General features: G+C 34.5%; 15 protein-coding genes. 8 read left to right on the top strand and 7 right to left on the bottom strand.

All coding sequences use genetic code 11. The features are described 5' to 3' along the window. Positions 1-7: 7 nt before the first annotated feature. Entirely contained in the window at positions 8-3,250 is a 3,243-nt protein-coding gene (locus ABJF52_RS00360) for a DUF1553 domain-containing protein (protein WP_348144637.1), read from the bottom strand. 224 nt (positions 3,251-3,474) lie between these two features. Here ABJF52_RS00360 and ABJF52_RS00355 point away from each other — a divergent pair, with 224 nt between their 5' ends. Beyond that, positions 3,475-4,338 (top strand): AraC family transcriptional regulator, encoded by an 864-nt coding sequence (locus ABJF52_RS00355; RefSeq protein WP_348144634.1) that lies wholly within the window; start codon positions 3,475-3,477, stop codon positions 4,336-4,338. Here the strand turns inward: ABJF52_RS00355 and ABJF52_RS00350 are convergent. Continuing rightward, a complete protein-coding gene (locus tag ABJF52_RS00350; protein WP_348144631.1) occupies positions 4,335-5,639 on the bottom strand; it encodes a Gfo/Idh/MocA family oxidoreductase in 1,305 nt (434 codons plus the stop codon). The genes ABJF52_RS00355 and ABJF52_RS00350 overlap by 4 nt on opposite strands. 30 nt (positions 5,640-5,669) lie before the next feature. After that, positions 5,670-7,187: a sulfatase-like hydrolase/transferase gene (locus tag ABJF52_RS00345; RefSeq protein WP_348144629.1), complete on the bottom strand. Its 1,518-nt coding sequence runs from the start codon at positions 7,185-7,187 to the stop codon at positions 5,670-5,672. A 136-nt stretch (positions 7,188-7,323) separates the two neighbouring features. Here ABJF52_RS00345 and ABJF52_RS00340 point away from each other — a divergent pair, with 136 nt between their 5' ends. Next, positions 7,324-8,901, top strand: coding sequence for a S41 family peptidase (locus ABJF52_RS00340; protein ID WP_348144626.1), 1,578 nt, complete (start codon positions 7,324-7,326; stop codon positions 8,899-8,901). Positions 8,902-8,903: 2 nt separating this feature from the next. On the opposite strand, the gene ABJF52_RS00335 is transcribed toward ABJF52_RS00340, so the two are convergent. From ABJF52_RS00335 to ABJF52_RS00325, 3 genes are read right to left on the bottom strand one after another with little or no spacing between them, the layout of a single operon-like run. Then, on the bottom strand, positions 8,904-9,902 hold the full coding sequence (locus tag ABJF52_RS00335) for an NADP-dependent oxidoreductase (protein ID WP_348144623.1): 999 nt from the start codon (positions 9,900-9,902) through the stop codon (positions 8,904-8,906). A 10-nt stretch (positions 9,903-9,912) separates the two neighbouring features. Then, entirely contained in the window at positions 9,913-10,851 is a 939-nt protein-coding gene (locus ABJF52_RS00330) for a pyridoxal-phosphate dependent enzyme (protein ID WP_348144620.1), read from the bottom strand. A gap of 2 nt (positions 10,852-10,853) precedes the next feature. Next, on the bottom strand, positions 10,854-12,224 hold the full coding sequence (locus ABJF52_RS00325) for a Gfo/Idh/MocA family oxidoreductase (protein WP_348144617.1): 1,371 nt from the start codon (positions 12,222-12,224) through the stop codon (positions 10,854-10,856). Positions 12,225-12,388: 164 nt separating this feature from the next. Here ABJF52_RS00325 and ABJF52_RS00320 point away from each other — a divergent pair, with 164 nt between their 5' ends. The 5 genes from ABJF52_RS00320 (at position 12,389) to ABJF52_RS00300 (ending at position 20,562) form a co-directional block, all read left to right on the top strand. After that, positions 12,389-14,491, top strand: a complete 2,103-nt coding sequence (locus ABJF52_RS00320; protein WP_348144614.1) for a thioredoxin domain-containing protein — start codon at positions 12,389-12,391, stop codon at positions 14,489-14,491. Positions 14,492-14,620: 129 nt separating this feature from the next. After that, entirely contained in the window at positions 14,621-16,342 is a 1,722-nt protein-coding gene (locus ABJF52_RS00315; protein ID WP_348144611.1) for a GMC family oxidoreductase, read from the top strand. Positions 16,343-16,345: 3 nt separating this feature from the next. Then, on the top strand, positions 16,346-17,068 hold the full coding sequence (locus tag ABJF52_RS00310; RefSeq protein ID WP_348144608.1) for a gluconate 2-dehydrogenase subunit 3 family protein: 723 nt from the start codon (positions 16,346-16,348) through the stop codon (positions 17,066-17,068). 139 nt (positions 17,069-17,207) lie between these two features. Next, the gene (locus tag ABJF52_RS00305) at positions 17,208-18,794 is read left to right on the top strand and encodes a sugar phosphate isomerase/epimerase (protein WP_348144605.1); all 1,587 of its coding nucleotides are present in this window, start codon (positions 17,208-17,210) and stop codon (positions 18,792-18,794) included. A gap of 142 nt (positions 18,795-18,936) precedes the next feature. Continuing rightward, positions 18,937-20,562 (top strand): sulfatase, encoded by a 1,626-nt coding sequence (locus ABJF52_RS00300; RefSeq protein WP_348144602.1) that lies wholly within the window; start codon positions 18,937-18,939, stop codon positions 20,560-20,562. Here ABJF52_RS00300 and ABJF52_RS00295 read toward each other — a convergent pair whose 3' ends face one another. Then, positions 20,563-22,341 (bottom strand): arylsulfatase, encoded by a 1,779-nt coding sequence (locus tag ABJF52_RS00295; RefSeq protein ID WP_348144600.1) that lies wholly within the window; start codon positions 22,339-22,341, stop codon positions 20,563-20,565. Positions 22,342-22,497: 156 nt separating this feature from the next. Here ABJF52_RS00295 and ABJF52_RS00290 point away from each other — a divergent pair, with 156 nt between their 5' ends. Beyond that, the gene (locus ABJF52_RS00290; RefSeq protein ID WP_348144597.1) at positions 22,498-23,217 is read left to right on the top strand and encodes a M15 family metallopeptidase; all 720 of its coding nucleotides are present in this window, start codon (positions 22,498-22,500) and stop codon (positions 23,215-23,217) included. Positions 23,218-23,230 lie beyond the last annotated feature (13 nt).

The following is a 23,230-nucleotide window of genomic DNA, read 5'->3' as shown; positions in this document are numbered from 1 at the left end:
TTGTATTTTATCTTTTTGTTATAGCTGCATCTGAATTCATAATGGTACTTGCCACTACAGCATTTGCCGCCACCATTGCTTTGTCATTTTTATTCGAAATTCGAAATGCTCCAGTGTTAAGCCAACCATCGGTTTTTGATTTTTTAGATTTAAACTTTTCATATTCTACTTGTTGTAGATCAGCTAATAAATTGAGTTCGTTTTCAGTCGCGCTTCTACCGGTCAGTTTTTTGTAAACATCACTCAAGCCTTCTTTAATATCAGTATAAGTAAGCATACTATAGCCTAAAACTCTAGAAGCTTCAACATAAGTTGGATCGTTCATTAGAACTAAGGCTTGTAATGGTGTATTTGTTTCTTGACGACGAACTGTACAGAAGGCTCTTTCCGGCGCATCAAAAGTTGCAATAGTCGGGTTAGGCACCGATCTTTTCCATATGGTGTACATGCTTCTACGGTACAATTTTTCGCCAGTATCTTCTTCATATGCTGCTCCATTTATTTTCCATAAGCCTTTGGGTTGATATGGGTTTACACTTGGTCCGCCGATAGTATAATTTAATAAACCGGAGGCAACTAATGCATTATTACGCATCATTTCACCAGTTAATCTTTTTGATGGACCTCGCGCTAATAGTCTATTTGGCTTGTCTATGGCAAGTACTTCTGTACTTGCTTTTGAAGATTGTCTGTAGGTATTCGACATTACCATCAGCTTATGTAAGTTCTTAACATCCCATCCGGAATCCATAAATTGAATGGCTAACCAATCGAGTAGGGCAGGGTGACTCGGTAATTCACCCTGATTGCCAAAATCTTCAACTGTTCTTACAATGCCAGTACCGAAGATATTTTTCCAATATCGATTTACGGCAACCCTAGCGGTCAAAGGATTTTCTTTACTAGTAACCCATTTTGCTAATCCTAATCTGTTTTTTTCTAAACTGTCTGGAAAGGCAAATATTTTTTCAGGTGTGTTTGGGAAAACTTGTTCTCCGTATACATCATATTGGCCACGCTCTAAAACAAAAGTTTCTCGAGGGGTTTCCATTTCTTTCATTACCATTATTTCTTGAACACGTTCTGCACTGTCACTTTGAATCTTTCTCGTGGCGGCTAAATCATTAATTGACTTTTTGTACGAGTTAGAGTTGTTGTTTAGATAATAAGTTTTTAAATTCTTTCTATCAGTTTCAGTTAATTCAGTAGCAGATTTTGACAAAATTGATTGCAAGGCATTTGTATTACTAATCTGATTAACTTCTAAAGCATTTAATTCTTTAGAAAAAACTAATATGTTATCTACTGTTGCACCACCAATTCCTTTTCCACGCCAACGAGCACCTATTTGTAAACCCGGTTCTATCGGATGCTTGTAAATAAAATCTTCATATGCATTGAAAATAATATCCTTATATAAATTGTCAACACTAATTTCTGTCTTAAGTTCTTCGCCATTCATAAATATTTTAAGACCATTTGCCTTGCTGGATCCGTCATAAGTCATCGTTAATTGAATCCATTCATTTTTAGGAATTTCTTTTGTGCTCAATTCAACAATAGCATTGTCAGGCCATACATGTGCTAACATTACTTCTAACTTATTTTCTTTTAATGCTAAATGATACCCGCGATAACTATGAAGTCTTGTTCCATAATTTTTGTGAAAAATCACACCATTGGATAGGTTCTCAGGAACTTTAATATTTATGCCGATACTAAATGGCTCACTTCTTCTAAAAACTCCAATTTTACCAAGGTCTAACCACGCATCACCATCTAGTTCTAATCCCTGATTTGTATATCCTTCTACAATTTTTGCAGTTTGTTTTGGTGCGTATTGCCGGTTCATTTTTCCTTTTTGAGAAGGATTTAATGTATTATTAAGATTTCCATTTTTGAAATCTACTTTGGCGGTAAGATTAGTAGGTAAACTATTTTTATTAATTTTTTTATAACCCTCAGATGCAATCCATTGATTAGCTTTACTTTCTTCAGAAGTAGCAATTTGTTCAATATTCCCTTCTTTTTCCACTAACAAATTGTCTATATAGGAAAGAAATTTTTCTTGTTCATCTGAAGGAAGTTGAATGTTTGGAACGGGCATAGACCAATCCCAAGGAATTTGCCCCGATTCATTTACGTTGTTAAAAAAACTATACATTTCGTAATAGTTTTTTTGCGAAATAGGATCATACTTGTGATCATGGCATTTTGCACATGCCATTGTAAGCCCTAAGAAACCTTCACTAACAACATTTGTTCTGTCGGAAACATATTCGGAACGAAATTCTTCATCAACAATACCACCCTCTAAATTTTGAGGATGAAGGCGATTAAATGTTGTTGCTAGTAATTGTTCCTGAGTAGGATTTGTCATCATATCACCCGCCAATTGCCAACTTAAGAATTTATCATAGGGCATATTTTCATCAAATGCTTTTATAACCCAATCGCGATAAGGAGATACGTCTCTATAACGGTCTACTGTATAGCCGTGAGTATCTGCATAGCGGGCTAAATCCATCCAATCTAGAGTCATTTGTTCAGCAAATTGTTTGGAAGCAAGTAACCGATCTACTTGCTTTTCATAGGCATTTGTAGAAGTGTCGTTGGTAAAAGAATTTATTTCTTCAAGAGTAGGCGGTAAGCCTGTTAAATCAAAACTTAACCTTCTGAGAATAGTTTCTTTATCTGCTAATTCATTAGGTTGTAAATTTTCTCTTTCCAGCTTAGCTAAAACAAAATTGTCTATTGGGTTGACAACTTTTTCTTTAAGTTTTACATTCGGCAGATTCTGTTTTGTTGGGGGTATAAATGCCCAGTGATCTTTATATTCCGCTCCATCTTCTATCCAACGTACCAAAACTGCTTTTTCATAATCAGTTAATTTTAGATATGAATCAGGTACTGGCATAATTAATTCTGGATCACTCGATAAAATTCGTTTTACCAATTCACTCTTACTTGCATTGCCCGGAACAATAGCATGGTTACCAGGATTGTTCGTTGATTCTTTAAATGCCAATTCTGGCAGGTGTAATTGTAATCCGGCCGATATTTTGGCTTCATCAGGACCATGACATAAATAACATTTGTCTGACAGTATTGGTTTTACATGTTGATTAAAATCAATTTGTTCAGGAAGTTGTTCATAGGCTAGCGCAACTTTTTCTGGTAGTTCGGGCCCGCCACAGGATGCTATTACAAGGGTTAGCAGTAATACTAAATATGAGCTAGTTTTTGACATCTAATTTTATTCTTTTGCGCTAATCCAAATCTAGTTTAATTAAATGTTAGAATTGTTGTATAAATCAGGCTAACAATTATACTTTTCCGATATTTGTATTTTATATAATAAGTTTCAAGTTATTTTAATTTTCAAATTACACTATTTATATATAGGTTTTTTATATAATATTGTTAATTTATCTAGTAATAGTTGTGGTATTAATCCGATAATTGTATTTGACAATGAATAAGATTTTGGAATCTTTAAAACTCGATTTACTTCATACAGGACACGTACAATTGGATAGTAATTGGGACTATGATAATGTAATTAGTCCCTTTTCTCGAATTTATTTAATCACTGATGGTAATGCTAAAATATTCCATAGCTATGAGGAAGTAGAATTGAAAGCTGGGTACATTTATTTAGTGCCAAGTTTTACCTATAGTCGATATAAATGCGATTCATTTTTGAATCAATATTATGTTCATTTTTTAGAAGAGATTGGTAATGGATTATCTGTTTATGATATCAAGGATTTTATTTATGAAACTGTAGCAACAGATTTTGATATTCAATGTTTTAAGCGACTAGTAGAATTGCAACCGAGTATGAGCCTTAAAAATGTTGATGTTAAAAAGTATGATAATCAAGATTCTATTGAATTCATAAAAAAGAATAATAGACTGCAGTCTGCAGCAAAACTATTGGAAACCCAAGGTTTGCTAAGGCTTTTATGTTCTCGCTTTATTAAAAACGAAAAAGTTAATAAGACACTAATTAAATCTGGATTTTCAGATGTTTTAAATTATATAAAAGAACATTTGCATGAAGATTTAACTGTATCCGATTTGGCAAAAAATTACAATTTGAGTGCAGATCATTTTTCTCGTGTTTTTCAACAAAAATTTGGAATAAGACCAAGTAAGTATATACAAACAGTTCGTATAGAGCGTTCGGAAACGCTATTATTAACCACAAATAATACTTTGGTTGAAATAGCCGATAAAACAGGTTGGAATACTGTTTCATATTTTACCCGGATGTTTAAAAAAATTAATGGTAAAACACCCGGACAGTTTCGAAAAGAAAGATTAAGTGATTAAAATTTTCTGTAATTTCTTTTCTTCATTTTATTAGCTTCTTTATCACCAATAAATTTTTCTTTCTTGGGATCCCAATCTAAAGGTCTGCCTAATTGATACGCTATATTACAGATATTACCCACGGTTGCAGAACGATGTCCTATTTCAACATCGCATAAAGGTTGACTTCTAGTTTTTATGGCATCTATCCAATTTTGAAAGTGATTTCCTCTAGACTCATCAAGAATAGTTTTAGAAGCTTCTAGTTCTGCGGTCAATATTGTAGGTGGATCTGTTTCTAAATAGCTTCTGCTAATATCTAAATTGCCTTCACTACCAATAAACCGAACACCCCAACCACGACCGAAATCTTCATGATACATTTCAATGCCGTTTTCATAAATCATTTTCATTCCGCGCACAGCATTTTTATCGGAAGGTGGCTCAAAACGAACAGGTCCAGAACGGTCCATACCCAAAGCCCATTGAGCAATATCAAACATATGTGCTCCCCAATCGGTTAGTATACCACCACCGGTTTCTCTAAATTTTCGCCAATCTGGAAAAAATTCATCACTTGTTGGTGGCGAAAGTCGATAATTATAAGGTAAAAGTGGAGCAGGTCCGCACCAGGCATTCCAATCTACTTCTTTTGGTGTTGGTTCAGTTTCCATATTAAACGGAATTGCAGGATCACCGACATTTACCAAAACCTTAGAAACCTCACCAATATATCCTTTACTTACTAACTCAACAGCCTTTTGGAATTTTTGCCAAGATCGTTGCATACTACCAACTTGCAAAATAGCACCTGTTTTCGTTGTGGTGGAAACCATATCAATACCTTCTTTTATAGTCAAGGTCATTGGTTTTTCACAATAAACATCTTTACCAGATTTCATTGCTGCTATTGCCTGTATTGCATGCCAATGATCTGGAGTGGCGATAATTACGGCATCGACATCCGGGCGAGCTAAAAGTGCTTTATAGTCACCGGTTGTTGAGACACCTTTGTAGTTGCTCTGATTTCTTTTTTCGGCATAAAGTTTTTCTACATGGCCTTTGAACCATTCATTTTTTGTTGTCCATACATCTGACCCGGCTACAATTTGAACATTAGTTTTTTCAGCAAAATCTTTTGCCAGACCACCTCCTTTTTTACCTAAGCCAATAATTCCCAAGTTTATTTTATCACTTGGTGGAACAAAACCTTTACCAAGAACAAACCTTGGTACAATAGTAATTGCACCTGCAGTTAATGCGGTTCTTTTAATAAATTTTCTTCGAGATAAATCATTATTAGTCTTCTTTGAATCCTTCATATCCTTTGGTTTTGGTCTAGTAGATTAATTTTAAATTTGAGTAAGAACAGATGATATGTCAAGGGGGTCATTCATTTCTTTTTGTAGTTCTAGTAGCTCATTGAACATTAGCGATACTCTTTCTTTATGTTCTGGTAATGTTGCTAAGTCGATTATTTCTTCCGGGTCGTTTTCCATATCGAATAAAAGCACTTTATCAATTTTTGGATAAACAATTAATTTATATCCATCTTTTCTAATCATACGTTGGAAATCTATATAACCATTATAAATAGCATCGTAATGGCTTGTAGTTCTGCTTCCATCAACTAAGTCTAATAGACTATTAAAAAAAACATAATCTGGCTTTTCAATTCCAGCTAATTCTAAACTAGTGGCCATAGCATCTTGTAAATAAATATCAGCATCTATTTTTTTGTTATCAGGAACATCAGGTCCTACAATAACAAATGGGGATCGAATACTATGATCAAATAGAGTTTGTTTTCCTAGTAGACCATGTCGTCCCATCGCCAAACCATGATCTGCAGTAAAAATGATATATGTATTTTCCATTTTCCCTGCAGCTCTTAAACCTTCAATAATTTCACCAATTTGTTCATCTAAATGTGTAATTAAGGCGTAGTATTCTTTAGTGTGGGTTTTAACAGCAAGTTCTGTTCTTGGAAATGGTGCTAGAGCTTCATCTCTTAAACCAGGACCATTACCAATACTATCTTTATAGGGATACATGGGCAAAAAGCTTTTTGGAATGTTGATGTCCTCAATATCATACATATCAACAAATTCCTGTGGAGCTTGTCTTGGGTCGTGAGGTGCATTAAATGCGAGATACATGAAAAAAGGATTGTCACTTTTTTTTGTGTTTTCAATAAAACCTAACGCATCATCTTTTACAACTTCACTCCAGTGTTTTCCACCTTCCCAAAAACCTCCGAAATCCTTATTGGTTGGTGTCCATAGCGTATCATTCTCATGTAAAGGACGGTTATAACCAACTGCCCTAATCTCTTCTTTAGATTTTCCTTCCGCTATCATTTTATTTATATGCGGTATTGTTCCTTGGTCGCTCCATGAATCGCGTGGCATACCCGGTCTAATGTGAACTACATTTTGAAAGACAGAATCGGCTGGAGCATCCACGTGCCATTTTCCTGTCATGTAGGTTTCATAACCTGCACCTTCCATAAGTTTACCCCACGTTTTGTCAAAGTTTTTATTCTCTTTCCAGTCCTGTCTAAAATTATTAACATCCCAAACGCTACGACCAGAAATAATCATAGCTCTTGAGGCAACACATACAGCGCCATTCCAAGCACCCATGTTATAGGTATGCGTAAAAGTTGTTCCTTGGTTCACTAATTTATCTATGTTCGGTGTTTTTACTTCAGCGTTCCCTAAAGCATGAATTCCCGTGTATGTTAGGTCATCTGCAAATACAAATACAATATTGGGTTTTTGGACAGTTTCTTTGGGTTCCTCCTTACAAGAAAAAAATATTATACTCGTAAAAAGTAGTGTACTCAGTTTGGAAAATGAATAATTCATTGCTGTTATTTAGTTATTAGTTGGTTGTCTTCTTCAAATATAAAAAAGGGAAAGGAGAAAAGGGTGGACTTTAACAACTTCAACATAAATTCTAAAAGCTGTGTGTTTAATTAACAATTATGGTAGTTTTGGGTTCATGAAGAAAATTATTTTTCTCTTTCTATTAATAATGATTGCGCATTCTTGTGTAAGCGTAAAGAAGTATAATGCTGAAATTTCTTCTGAACATTCAGTTGCTGAATTATGTAAGGATGTGGATGTAGCCTATTCTCAATTGCAAAAATTTCATCCGAAACTATATCAATATATTCCGCAAAAGGAGCTTGATTCATTATTTGATTTACTTAAAAATGAATTAGATGGTCCAATGAAAAGTAATGAGTTTTATGAGCAATTGGCACTAGTTATTAAAGAAATAAGACAGGGCCATTTAATGATTCGACCACCTAGGCAAAAATTTACAAAAACTCAACTTAAAGAATTACGAAAGTTAAAGTTTGAGTTTAACGAAATAGATTTTGAATTACTTGATGATAGACTTTGGGTTAAGGGAACAATAGGAGCAGACTCAACTATTGTTGGTAATGAAGTAATTGCGGTTGAAAGAGATGTTGCTCTAAAACTTGTAGATAAATATAAATCATTAATAACTTCTGATGGTTTTAATACAACTTATTACAATCGATTTGTAGCTCGTAATTTTTCAAATTTTTATTATTCTGATAAGGGGTATAGAGATAGTTTAAATATAATACTAAAGAAAGGAGATTCTATTTATTTTAAAACCTTCAAATGGATTAAGAAAGGGCAAATTATTGCCAAGCCAACAGATTCTTTAGTTGTGTCTAGAAAATTAACTAAGGGTGAACAATTAGCTATTAAAGAAGAGCAGAAGGCAAAGATAAAAGAAGGAAAAACACGTGGATATGTACCACAGCGAGACTATTTTTTACGAAATTTTGAAATTATTGGAAAGGATAACTCCGTGGCATATCTCAAAATTAGAAGCTTCGGAGATGGTAATCAAAGAAAATTTTATAGAGAGACTTTTGCTGAAATAGAACGACGTAAAATCGATAATCTAATAATTGATTTACGTGATAATGGAGGTGGAAGTATTGCGGAGATTAAGAACCTTTATTCTTATTTGGCTTTAAAGCCATTTAAACTAGTTAATAAGGCTGCGATAAAAACAAAAATTCCTGCAACAAAATCTGTAACTTCTTCAAATTACACTGGATTTTTTGATGGTACATTACGACTGTTGGCTATTCCGGGTTTAATCGTTTACGATTTATTTCATATTAAAACCATTGATGGAAATCACTTTTACAATTTAAGTGAATCGAAATTAAAGAAACCAAAAAAGAATAATTTCAAGGGGAATATATATGTGCTTATCAACGGTTATTCTTTTTCTGCTTCTTCAATTCTAGCTACTAATTTGCAGGCTACGCAGAGAGCAATTTTTGTTGGTGAAGAAACTGGTGGTTCGTATAATGGAACTGTAGCAGGACAATATAAATATGTAACATTACCCAATTCATTAGTACGTATGAAAATTGGACTTATGCAAATAGAATCGCCTTTTAAAGTGGAACCAATAGGGTATGGGATTAAACCTGATATTGAAATCATACCAACTCAAAATGATCGTTTAGTTGGTAAAGACCCAGAATTAGAATGGGTACTAAATGCAATACTTAAGAACTAGTTTTATTCGATTACTTTCAAAATTAACTTACCTAATTTTTCTCCTGAGAAAAGTCTTAAAAATGTATTGTGAAAGTTCTCAATCCCCTCGTATATGTCTTCTCTACTTTTTAACTTTCCTTCTTGTAGCCATAGTGTATATTGTTTGATAGCTTCGGAATATTGTTTTCTGTAATCAAAAATCATGAAACCTTCCATGGTAGCTCGGTTTACTAAAAGTGACATATAATTACTTGGACCTTGTATTTTACCTGTGGCATTATATTGGGATATAGCTCCGCAAATTACGATTCTTGCGTGCATGGCTAAATTTGCTAAAGCGGCATCTAAAATTTCGCCACCAACGTTATCAAAATAAACATCTATGCCTTTTGGACAGTTTTTAGATATAGCTTCATAAATATTCTCAGTTTTATAATCAATGGCTCCATCAAAATTCAACTCATTAATTAGATAATCACATTTAGCTTTTCCTCCCGCAATTCCGATTACGGTACAATTTTTAATTTTAGCTATTTGACCAACTATGCTACCAACAGCACCTGCTGCACCAGAAATTAGGACTGTTTCACTTTCTTTTAGCTTACCTACTTGAAGTAATCCGAAATAAGCGGTCATTCCTGGCATGCCCATTAGACCAATATATTTGGGCAATGGAGCCAATGACGGGTCTACTTTAAAATAGTTTTCACCATTACTAGTACTGTATTGTTGTACACCACCCCAACCAGAAACAAAATCGCCTATTTTAAAATTTTGATTTTTACTTTTTATCACTTCACCTACAGTTCCGGCCCGCATAACGGCACCTATTCCAACAGGTTCTATGTAAGACTTACGATCTTTTAGCCAACCACGCATGGCGGGATCTAAGGAAATATAATGCTGTTGAATTAAAAACTCTCCTTCTAAAGGTTCTGGAATTCCTGTAGAAACTAACTTCCAAGTAGATGGGTCAGGTAGGCCTTCCGGGCGTTTTGCTAAAAGTATTTGTTTGTTCATTTTGTCTTTTTTAAAAGGGGAGATTTTTTAAATCTACATTACCTCCAGAAATAAGTATTCCTACTTTTTGATTATGAATTTTATTTTGTGATTTTATGACCGCTGCCAAAGCTACTGCACTTGAAGGTTCCACAATAATTTTCATGCGCTCCCAAATTAATTTCATAGCGTTAATTATTTCGTCTTCAGATACTGTAACTATTACATTAATATGTTTTTGTATAATTGGAAAGTTAATAGAGCCTAAAGTTGTTCTTAAGCCATCGGCAATTGTATTTGCACTCTCGTTTAGTTCTATTTTACCACTTAATACAGAGCGATAAGCATCGTCAGCTTCAGCAGGTTCAGCACCAATTGCAATACAGTTATCGCCAAGGTAATATCCAGCTAGGGCAGTGCCAGCAAGTAAACCTCCTCCACCAACAGGTGCAAAAATGTAATCCAAATCTGGATGTTCCTCTAATAGTTCCATAGCTACAGTAGCATTTCCATTTATAACATCCATATCATTTGAAGGATGAATAAATGTTGCTCCTTTTTCATTCACTATTTTTTGGGCAGCATTTTCACGCGCTTTTAATGTTGGTTCGCAAAATGTTATTTTACCATCATAACCTCTTACGGCATTTTGTTTTACTTCGGGCGCATTTGTCGGCATAACAATATCAGCAGAAATACCTACACTTTTTGCTGCTAAAGAAACCGCTTGTGCAAAATTTCCTGAAGAATGTGTAACCACACCTTTGTGTCTTTGAGCTTCACTCAATTGTAAAATTGCATTGGTTGCTCCGCGCATTTTAAAAGCACCCATGCGTTGAAAATTTTCACATTTGAAAAATAATTGGGCACCTACAATTTCATTAAGGGCTTGTGATGTTAATACGGGGGTTTTATGAATATATGGTGCAATACGTTTCTGGCATTCTAAAAGGCTTATTTTTTCTGACATATTTATACGGAATCAGGATGGGGATGTACCCATGGTCCACGATATTTACGTGTTAATAATTCAGTTGCTTCAGAATCACCTGTTACAGTCATACTCATAGGGTCATAAATTAAAGGACGCCCTAATTTCATTGACATATTTGCAAGAATACAACTGGCCGCTGAAATATGACCTTGCTCAATAGAAGCAACAGTTGATGCGTTATTTTCGATAGCTTCTAGAAAATCTATCATATGACCTCTTGTTGCTGGCGCTACATGAAGTTCCATACCTTTTTCTGTTAAATCTTCTGGATATTTTTCACGTTCGTAAACCACATCTCTATGGATTTTTTCCCCATCGCCCTGAGGAATAAAATCATATTTATGAACGCTACCTAGTAAAGTGCCTTTGTCACCATAAATTTTAAAGGCCCAAGGATATTCCGGATCTGCAGGTGTGCCCCAAGAACGATGTTCCCAAATACAGTTGAGTTCTTCATATTCAAAAATGGCTGTTTGGGTATCGGAAATATTTGCTTTTGCTTCTTTTTGTACATAAATACCTCCGTAAGAATTAACTCTTTTTGGCCAACCTAAATCTACCATCCATCTAACAGTGTCAAACATATGAACACACATATCACCAACTATACCATTTCCATATTCCATAAATGCACGCCATCTCCGATGTGGAATTCCGTCAAATTCTCTCAATGGTGCAGGGCCAGTCCATAGGTCGTAATCAAAACTCTCAGGGACTTCAATAATTGGTCTATTTCCTTTATCTCTCATATGGTAATAACAACACATTTCTATATGAGATACTTTCCCTAAAAGTCCGGCATCAACAATATTTTTCTTGGCATCTATTAAATGGGGAGTACTACGCCGTTGCATTCCTACCTGAATTACTTTGTTATATTTCTTTGCAGCTGCAACTAGTGCCTCGCCTTCAATTACATCAACACTAATGGGTTTTTGGAGATAAACATGTGCTCCAGATTTCATTGCTTCAATTCCTTGCAATGCATGCCAATGGTCAGGTGATCCAATTAAAACAATATCTAAGTTTTTCTTAGCTAACATTTCACGATAATCGTTAAATATTTTAGGTTTTTTCTTTGTCCGTTGTCTTTGCTGTACTAGTTCTGCTGCTTCAGTTAGCATATCATTGTCAGGATCGCAAAGGGAAACAATATCAATATTTGCAACCTGTATTAATCGAAATAAATCGCTTTTACCATACCAACCACAACCAATTAAACCCACCCGCCATGGTTTGTCTTTCGGGCCATATTCAAAAGCATAAGTGCCTAATGAGCTTAAAGCTATTGCCGCAGTTGTTCCTTTTATAAAATTGCGACGACTATTGTTTTTGTTGTTAAGTTTCATGTTAAGAGCGATTTTTTTTGATGTTTTTAATCAGTTTATCAAATTACAATTTTTCATGGAATTATAAATTTAATACTTGTAATGAAGTCTTAAATTTTAAATCCTTTGCCATGTTACGTGTACAAAGTACTATTTTAGTCAACTCTTATAATTAAGTTTTGATTTTGATAAAAAAAGTAACATTAGTTTTTTCATGTTTGTTTTTGTTTGTTTTTGCCACTTGTCAGGAAAAAACAACTAAGAATGTAAATGAATCACATAAGTTCACAAATGCGTTGGTTAATGAAACTAGTCCCTATTTATTACAACACGCACATAATCCAGTTAATTGGAGATCATGGAGTCCTGAAGCTTTAAAAGAAGCTGAAGTGAAAAATAAACTGGTTTTGATTAGTATTGGATATTCCAGTTGTCATTGGTGTCATGTAATGGAGGAGGAAACTTTTGAAGATGAAAAAGTAGCTAAGGTGATGAATGAAAATTTCATCAATATTAAAGTAGATCGCGAGGAAAGACCAGATGTTGATCAGGTATATATGACCGCAGTACAATTAATTAATGGTAATGGTGGCTGGCCATTAAATGTAATTACTTTGCCTAATGGTAAGCCTTTGTATGGTGGTACTTACCATACAAAGGAACAATGGACTGAAGTACTCACTAAAATTAGTGATATGTACAATAAAGATCCAAAGAAAGCTGCTGAGTATTCAGATATGGTAGCTGAAGGAATTGCCGAAGTTAATTTAATACAGCCTTCTAATGATTTTGAATCGCTAACAAGTGATGTGGTTAATTCGAGTGTTGCTAAATGGAAATTAGAATGGGACTCTGATTTTGGAGGAGAACTAGGCCAACAAAAATTTATGTTGCCTTCTAATCTTAATTTCCTTTTGGATTATGCAGAACTGACTGATGATAAAGAAGCTAAAATACATGTAGAGAATACATTAGATAAGATTTTGCTCGGAGGTATCTACGATCATATTGCAGGTGGGTTTTTTAGATACAGTACAGATAACAAATGGAAAGTACCTCATTTTGAAAAAATGCTATATGACAATGCACAGGCAATTGAGCTGTATTCAAAGGCATATAAGATTTTCAAAAAACCAGCTTATAAGAATGCTGTTATGCAAACAATTTCTTTTTTACAACGAGAAATGAAAGATGCCAATGGAGGTTATCATGCTGCCATAGATGCTGATAGTGAAGGTGAAGAAGGTAAATTTTATGTTTGGAAGATTGAGGTGCTAAAATCGATTTTAAAAAATGATTTTGAACTTTTTGCTTCATATTATAATATAAATACTGCTGCAGAATGGGAAGAAGGAAATTTTGTGTTGCATAAATCAGAAGTTGACGATGTATTTATTAAGCAGAATAATTTATCCATAAAAGAACTGGATGAAATAAAAAATAACTGGAATGAACCCTTATTGAATGCAAGAAATGAGCGTGTTAGACCTCGTAGTGATGATAAAATAATTACATCTTGGAATGCACTTTTAATAAATGGACTTGTAAATGCTTATGAAGCATTTGGTGAGAAAGAACATTTAAAAATGGCTACTTCAATATTAGAATTTATTAAAAAAAATAGTTTTAATGATGGTGATTTGGTACATACTTTTAAAAAAGGTAGTCAGCGTAAGGAAGGGTTTTTAGAAGATTATGCTTTTTTGGTGGACGCAACTTTAAGTTTGTATGGAACAACTATGATAACAGAATATTTAGAACTTGCACAAAAATTAAATGCCAGTGCAATAGAAAAATATTCTGATGCTGAAACAGGAATGTTTAAATATAATGAAGGAGAGGAATTAATTGCAAAAATTATAAAAACAGATGATGGAGTTTTGCCATCACCAAATGCCGAAATGGCACATAACCTTTTTAAATTGGGGCATTTGGTATATAATACAGATATGATGAAAAAATCTAAAAGTATGCTTTCATCTATGTTACCTTCTATCACTGATAGCGCACCAAGTTATTCTAAATGGAATGCGTTGCTTTTGAATACTGCCTATCCGTTTTATGAAATTGCTGTGGTTGGAAATAATGCAGAGGTATTATTACAGCAATTACAAGTAAAAAATATACCAAATGTGTTGTTGGTTGGGAGTAGTGAAAAAAGTAATCTTCCACTTTTCGAAGGTAGATTTGCTAAAGATGACACCTTAATTTATGTATGCCAGAACACAACTTGTAAACTTCCTGTTGCTACTGTAGAAGAGGCCTTGCAACAATTAGCAAATTTTTAAGGATACCAATATCCAATATATTATGTATTAGTCGTTATTAAATAGAATGATATTTTGCTTTTGTTTTATTATAGAAAAAAGTAACTTATCCCATTAAACAAACTACCAAAAGAAATCAAATATTAAATTATGCAAATAAAAGAATCCGCAGAGGTTTATGATGTAATTATTGTAGGCTCAGGAGCAGGAGGTGGTATGGCCACCAAGCAATTGGCAGATGCCGGTTTGAATATTGCAATTGTAGAAGCTGGACCATTTTTTGATCCTGCTGATCCCGTAACTCAAACTCAATTAAAATGGGCATATGAGTCGCCTAGAAGGTTCGCAGGTACAGACCGCGCTTTTGGTGGGCACGATATGTCTTGGGGAGATTGGGAAGTAGAAGGTGAGCCGTATACCCATGCAGAAGGTACTGAATTTAAATGGTGGAGATCTAGAATGTTAGGGGGGCGAACAAACCACTGGGGACGAATTTCTTTACGTTTCGGACCTAAAGATTTTAAAGGAAAAACTCGCGATGGCCATGGTGACGATTGGCCTATTGGTTATGATGATGTAAAACCATATTATGATAAACTAGACAAATTAGTTGGTGTTTTTGGAACTAATGAAGGGCGTGAAAATGATCCAGATGGTTTTTTTCTGCCTCCTCCAAAACCAAGATTACACGAACTTTTTTATATAGATGGCGCTAAGAAATCGGGGATTCCTGTAATTCCAGGAAGACTTTCAATGTTAACCAAGAAAATTAACGAAGACCGTGGTGTTTGTTTTTATTGTGGACAATGTGGACGTTCTTGTTCTGTTTATGCTGATTTTTCAGCAGGTAGCTGTCTAATTTTTCCAGCACAAAAAAGTGGAGGAAAAGTAAAAATCTTCGTGAACTCTATGGTACGTGAAGTTACAACTAATGCGGAAGGAAAAGCCACTGGTGTATCGTACATAAGTAAGGACGATAGAAAAGAATATAAATTGAAAGCTAAAGTTGTTGTTTTGGCCGCTTCAGCCTGTAGTACAGCGCGTATTCTTTTAAATTCAAAAAGCAAGCAACATCCTAACGGTTTAGGAAATAGTAGTAATGTTATTGGTAAATATTTGCATGATTCTACAGGTGCTAGTGCGTCTGGATTAGTACCTGGATTAATGAATAGAAAAACCTCATATAACGAAGATGGTGTAGGAGGTATGCACGTATATTCTCCATGGTGGGGCGACAATTCCAAATTGAACTTCCCGCGTGGTTACCATATTGAGGTCTGGGGTGGAATGAGTCAACCGACCTATGGATTTAGTTATGATACTAATGGTTTAAATAAATATCTAGGATTAAAGCCAGGTGGTTATGGCGATAGTTTAAGAGACGATGTTAAGAAATATTATGGTTCAGTAGTTGGTTTCGGTGGTAGAGGTGAAGGTTTGGCAGATATAAATAACTATTGCGAAATTGATCCTACAACTGTAGATCAATTTGGTATTCCAGTTTTGAAATTTAATTATCATTGGTCTGATTATGAAAGAGCTCAAGCAAAACATATGCATGAGACTTTTGAAGAGATTATTCATAATATGGGCGGAGTACCGTTAAGTGAAAAACCAGGTAAAGATCAAGATTACGGTCTTCATAAACCAGGTGAGATTATTCACGAAGTAGGAACTACAAGAATGGGTGATGATCCAAAAACTTCTGTTACCAATAAGTTTAATCAAATGCACGATGTAGATAATGTATTTATAGTTGATGCTGGAGTATTTGTATCACAAGCTGATAAAAACTGTACTTGGACAATTATGGCACTTTCTTGGAGAGCATCAGATTATATTATCGAACAATTAAAAGCACAAAACATATAAGTTATGGATAGAAGAAAAAGTATACAGACTTTAATTTTAGGTGCTGGGGCTGCTACTTCTGGTATCGCATTAAACAGTTGTAAAAACGAAAGTGAAGTAGCTGTTGATGAGGCCATTTCTGCAAGCAGTGAAAAGTATTTTGGAAGAACGCCGGCAGAACTTAAGCGAATTGAACTACTTAATGCTCAGCAATTATTTAATGAGCACGAGATGGAAACGATTGCTGCTTTAAGTGTAGTAATATTACCTCCACAAGAACCGCATGGTGGCCCTATTGAAGCTGGAGTTCCTGACCTTGTTGAATTTATGGGTAAAGATATTCCATCAATGGGACCTATTTTATTAGGTGGTTTAATGTGGCTAGATCATAAAAGTAATACGGATTATGGAGTTGAATTTAAATCAGCTAGTCTTGAACAGAAAAAAGAAATCTGTGATCAAATCTGTTGGCATGATACGGAGAAACCATTGGATGATCAACCGTTAGAAATACAATTTTTCTATATGATGCGTGGTTTAACAGTTACGGGTTATTATACTTCTAAAGTTGGTATTGCAGATTTAGGTTATAAAGGTAATTCACCCAATGTATGGGATGGTGTTCCACAAGATGTTTTAGATCAGCATGGTGTGGCGTATGATCCTGAATGGATTGCAAAATGTATTGATCAAAGTACTCGTGGTACAATTGCGACATGGGATGATGAGGGTAATTTACTTACCTAGTATTTTTGATTAAAATAGTAACACCTCTCTATAGCTAAATTATTTTTAGAAATTGAGAGGTGTTTTTTTTGTTTAAAAAATAACCTGACGGATTTATTAATTAAACCTATATTTAAGAACACTTAATAAACTACGCACAATGAAAAATATTACAACGCTCATATTAGTCGTTGCTTTCTCAGTTTCTTTGAACGCTCAAGAAATAGGATTGCAATTGTATAGTTTGCGAAATCAATTTAAGAAAGATTTACCGAGTACATTACAACAAATTCAAGATTGGGGAATTACTAAAATTGAAGGTGGTGGAACTTATGGATTAGAAATGGATGCCTATAAACAAATGTTAGAAGACTATAATTTGCATATGGTTAGTATAGGGGCAAGTTTTGAAGATTTAGAGAATAATCCAGAAAAAGTTATTGCCACTGCAAAAGAATATGGAGCCAAGTATGTAATGTGTGCTTGGGTTCCTCATAAAGGGAATGAATGGGCATTAAAGGAAACGAAACATGCTACAAAGGTTTTTAATACTTCTGGAAAATTGTTAAAAGAAAATGGAATCACCTTAGCCTATCATCCGCATGGATATGAATTTAGACCCTATAAAAAGGGTACTTTATTTGATTATATGGCGCAAAATGCAACTGATTTCACTTTCGAATTAGACGTTTTTTGGGCACATCATGGGGGAGCAGATCCTTTGGCGTTGATGAAAAAATATCCAAGTAAATTTACGTTAATGCACCTAAAAGATATGGAACATGGTATTGAAGGAAATAATACGGGCAGTGAAGATGATGATTCTAATGTAGTGTTAGGAACTGGTCAGGTCGATATTGCGGGGACAGTTGCTGAAGCTAAAGCAATGGGTATTGAATATCTTTTTATTGAGGATGAATCTACAGATGTGATAAATCAAATACCACAAAGTCTTACTTATTTATATGGACTTAAAGAACCACAGTTAGGTTTGCAATTGTATAGTTTGCGAAATGAATTTCCTAAAGATGTTCCTGGTACTTTTGCTAAGATTAAGGAATGGGGAATTCATAATTTAGAAGATGGGAATGATGGTACTTACGATTATTCAATGAAAGAATATAAAGCAATGCTAGCTGAAAATGAGTTAAATATGGTAAGTGTAAGTGGCTCATTTGATGATTTAAGAGATGCACCTGAAACGGTATTAGCAAGAGCTAAAGCTTATGGCGCAAAGTATGCAGTTTGTTTTTGGATACCTCATAATGGCAATGAATTTACACTTGCAGATACAGAAAATGCTATTGCAGTATTTAATAAAGCGGGAAAATTGTTTGCCAAAGAAGGTGTTACTTTAGCCTACCACCCGCATGGATATGAATTTAGACCTTATAAAGATGAGTTTTTGATTGACCATATGATAAAAAACTCCACTTATTTTGATTTTGAAATGGATGTATATTGGTTTGCACATCCTGGCCAAGATCCGATAACATGGTTGCGAAAATATCCAAAAGAATTTAAATTGATGCACCTTAAAGATTGTAAAAAAGGTACACCTGGAAACCAAAATGGAAGTGCAGATGTAGAGACGAATGTTGTTTTAGGTACTGGTCAAATTGATATTGAAGCGATTGTTGCTGAAGCAAAAAAAATGAATATTGATTTTATGTTTATTGAAGATGAATCGTCTCGGGTTAAAGAGCAAGCGCCAAAAAGTGTGGAGTTTGTCAAAGGATTAGAGTAAGGGAATTTATTATTTTTCACTGTTTTAGCACTATAATTTTTCAAATATTCTTTGCATTAAAGGGCTTCTAAAATTTATTCTAGAAGCCCTTACTGCTTGCTATCTAATTTTGTATTTTAGAGGTATTGCCAAACCACTATTCATGAGATTAAGTTTTATATTAATAGCTATTTTACTTGTTAGCTGTACAGCGGAAAAAAATAAGGAGAAAGACGAAGTTAAAAAACCACCAAATATTGTGTGGTTGGTAGCTGAAGATCAATCTCCCGATTGGTTTCCAATGTATGGCGATACTACTATTTCATTGCCAAATCTAGAATCACTGGCAAGCGACGGAGTGAAATTTACCAATGCGGTAGCACCCGTACCAGTTTGTGCACCAGCAAGAAGTGCCTTAATAACAGGTATGTACCCATCAACGCTAGGCACGCATAATATGCGTACTCATGCTCCTTGGAGAGGAGTAGGTGAACGTCCTTACCCAAACTTAGAAATTCCAAGTTATTCTCCTATTGTACCAGAAGGAGTAAAAATGTTTACAGAGTACTTGCGCAAGAAAGGATATTATACAGCTAATGGGCCTAAAGAAGATTATAATTTCGAAAAGACAGATGCAGCTTGGGACGAAAGTAGTGCCAATACTCACTGGAGGAAACGAAAAGGGGATCAACCTTTTTTTACTGTATTTAATTATAGTGTTTGTCATGAATCTCAAATTTGGAAACGTGGAAAAGATTCATTGTTTGTTAATCCGAAAGATGTTCCGGTACCACCATATTTTCCTGATACAGATAGTGTACGTCATGACCTTGCTGTTAACTACAGTAACCTCAGAAGACTAGATAATCAAATAGGGGAAGTGATAGCAGATTTAAAAGAAGATGGATTATATGAAAATACAATAATCTTCTTTTATGGAGATCACGGAGGACCTTTTCCGAGACATAAACGCGCTTTATATGACTCAGGAGTTTTAGTGCCCTTGGTAATTAAATTTCCTAAAAATAAAAATGCAGGAACTTCTGATGACCGTTTAATTAGTTTTATTGATTATGCGCCAACCGTTCTTTCTCTCGCAGGTATAGAACCACCCAAAGTGATGCAGGGAAAAGCGCAATTTGGAGATTTTGTGGCAAAGGAAAAAGCTAAATATACTTTTCATACATCCGATCGGTTTGATGGAGTTTATGATAGGTTAAGAGCAGTACGATCAGAAAGATATAAGTATATTAAAAGTTATAATGTTAAATTATCGCATGCATTACCAGTTGCCTATCGCGAACAAATGCCAATGATGCGAGAATTGCGTAGAATGTTTAAAGAAGGTACTTTAAATAAGCAACAAGCTTTTTGGCTCAATAGTTCTAAGCCAGCTGAGGAATTGTATGATTTAAAAAGTGATCCTTATGAATTGCATAATCTTGCTTTATTACCAGAATTAAAAGATACTCTGGTTCTTTTTAGAAATGTTTTGGATAAATGGATCATTGATTCACATGATCTTGGTGAGTATCCTGAAAAACAGTTGATTGACAAGTGGCTACCAAAAGGGAAACAACCGGTATTAAAGCACTTGCAAATTGAAAAAACAAGTGAGGGAATAGCTATTATACCGCCTAAAAAAGATGCTACAATTGTTTGGAAACAACCAAATGATTCAATTTGGAAAGTTTATGATAATCCACTATCAAAAGATATACCTTTTGTTGCAAAAGCAGAACGAATTGGATATACAGATAGTGATGTATTAGAATATTCTGTCGAGTAATTATTCTACTCTTTTAAACATTAAAAGACGAACATCTATTCCGTTACCTCCTACTATTTCGTTTGCCTTAAGTGTCAGTAAACTTCTTCCTTTTTTAAGGTCGATGGTACCAAGAATTTGAGGTTTAAAATCTTTTACATAAGATTGCGTTCTAATCACTCGATCATTTTCCATGCCTGTTAAAGGTGGGTCATGTGGTTCTGAGATTTTAGATGATAGTGATTGATTACCATGGTGTAATTCTATTTTAAAACCAGAATTTTCAGGTTTCATGGTATAATAAAGTTCAACTTCAAATGTACCATTGACTAATACTTCAACATCCCAAGTAATAAAATCTTCAGTACTTTTCCAATTGGTGAAAAATGAACAGTTTGGCCAACGATTACTTCGTTTTATATTTCCATGCGGAATACCGTCTCGAGCTGGAATTTGAGTGTATACATAATCAGGGTGACCAAGAGTGATTGCTCTATTATCGGTCTCTGCTGTCAAATTTAAAGTTTCTGAAAGCCAATTTGATTTTAATTTTATAAGTGAATCAGTTAACTGTTTATTAATTGATGAAATATCTGCTGTTTGACCATGATCATTTATCATATCAAATAGCTTGTTTTTATGATCTAAACGATAATTCTGAGTTCGAATACTAGTTTTATTACTCCAATGATTTATTATAATACGATCAGCCATTTTTTTAGTATTATCGAAAATTAAAGAAGATAAGTCTATCCCGTCTAAAGGTTTACTACTGGCGTATTCACTGCCGGTTAACGTTGTTAGGGTAGGAAGTAGGTCTATCGCTCCGGCAATAGTATTTATTTTAGTGCCAGATGGAATTGTCCCTTTCCACTGCATAAAAAATGGTGTACGAACACCACCCTCATCGGTGGATCCTTTTTTACCTTTCATTCCACCGTTCCAACGATAACCATTCGGACCATTGTCTGATAGATAAATTATAATTGTATTTTGTTCTAGATCTAAATCTTTAAGTGTTTCAGAAAGACGCCCAACATTGTAATCTATATTTTCAACCATAGCAAGCGCAGCTTTGCTATAATTTTCATCTTCCTTTTCATCTCCGTGGTATTTCATTTTTAAATCTTTATCCTTGAAGTTTTTCCAATAGGCGTCTGGAACTTGCATGGGACCGTGTGGAGTATTATAAGGCAGATATAAAAAAAATGGAGACTCTTTGTTTTTTTCGATAAACTGTATTCCATGGTTCGTTAAATCATCAACTAGAAAACCTTCACCTTTTACAATTTTACCATTGTGCTCCAACATTGGACTAAAGTAATTACCCCAGTGGCCTGAAGTAAAACCGTAATAATCATCGAAACCTCGAGCATTTGGATGATAAGGTGGTTGCATTCCATTATGCCACTTGCCATAAGCCGCTGTTCGATAACCTGCTTGTTTTAGGACTTCTGCTAATGTTGTTTCATCAATATTCATTCGCTCGCCGCCCTCAGAAGTGCTGTAAACGCCAGATCTAGTGGCATATCTACCAGTTAATAATTCTGCTCGTGTTGGAGAACATACGGGTTGAACATAGAAGTTTTCAAACGAAACTCCGTTTGTTGCTAAGGCATCAATATTAGGTGTCTTTAAATTGCTATTACCACTAAAACTTAAATCGCCCCAACCTTGATCGTCACTCATTATTAAAATGATGTTAGGTTTCTTGGATTCAGTAATTTTTACCGCTTGAGATTTTTCCTTACAGGAGGTTATTAGAATTATTAAAATGAGTAAAAAAGGAAACTTTTTCATTTTGATATAGTTTGGTATTGAGCTGTTTGAAAATAAGCGTTTTGCATATAATATCATAATGTTTTTAAAATTTTGAGACTTAATTTATATGTGTTGAGATAAAAAATATGGCTATCTTCATAGGCTGTAGGATAAATAAATAATAGCAGTCGTTGCATGAAAAAGTTAATTGTTGTAGGTATTGTAATTCTGTTTTTTAATGCTTGTAAGAATAATTCAAAACAAGAAAAGGTGAATGACCCAAATTCACAAGAAATAGATGTAAAGGAGGCACAGCCAAATGAAATTAAAGAAGTAAAAAAGGTTTTTCGAACATTTGAAAACCTAGCAGATACCACATTTGTACGTTTGGCAGATTTTAGTGACGGTTTTGCTTTTGATATGCGATATGCTACCGATAATAATTTTTTAAAAGAAAAAGTTTACGATTGCGCAGAATGTTATACCCGAGTTAAAACTGTAAAAGCCTTATTAAAGGCAAACGCAGCATTTAAAAAATCTGGTGTTAAAATAAAATTTTACGATTGTTATCGCCCGAACTCTGTGCAATACAAGATGTGGGCTATAGTACCCAATCCGCAGTATGTGGCGAATCCAAAGAAAGGATCTATTCATAATAAAGGTGGGGCGGTAGACATAACTCTGGTTACTTTAGATGGTGAAGAATTAGATATGGGTACTGATTTTGATTACTTCGGTAAAAGGGCTTACCTCGATAATTTTGACCTTCCAAAGGAAATTTTAGACAATAGAAAATTATTGAAAGAAACTATGGAGAAACATGGTTTTTGGTCTACACGAACCGAATGGTGGCACTATAATCTACAAGGCTCCCATAAAGATAAAATTGCTAATTTTAAGTGGAATTGTAATTAATAAAAACCAACAA

The sequence above is a fragment of the Aurantibacter sp. genome (assembly GCF_039941195.1).
Classification (GTDB): Bacteria; Bacteroidota; Bacteroidia; order Flavobacteriales; family Flavobacteriaceae; genus Aurantibacter_A.
This window is presented reverse-complemented; position numbering and strand designations above follow the sequence as displayed.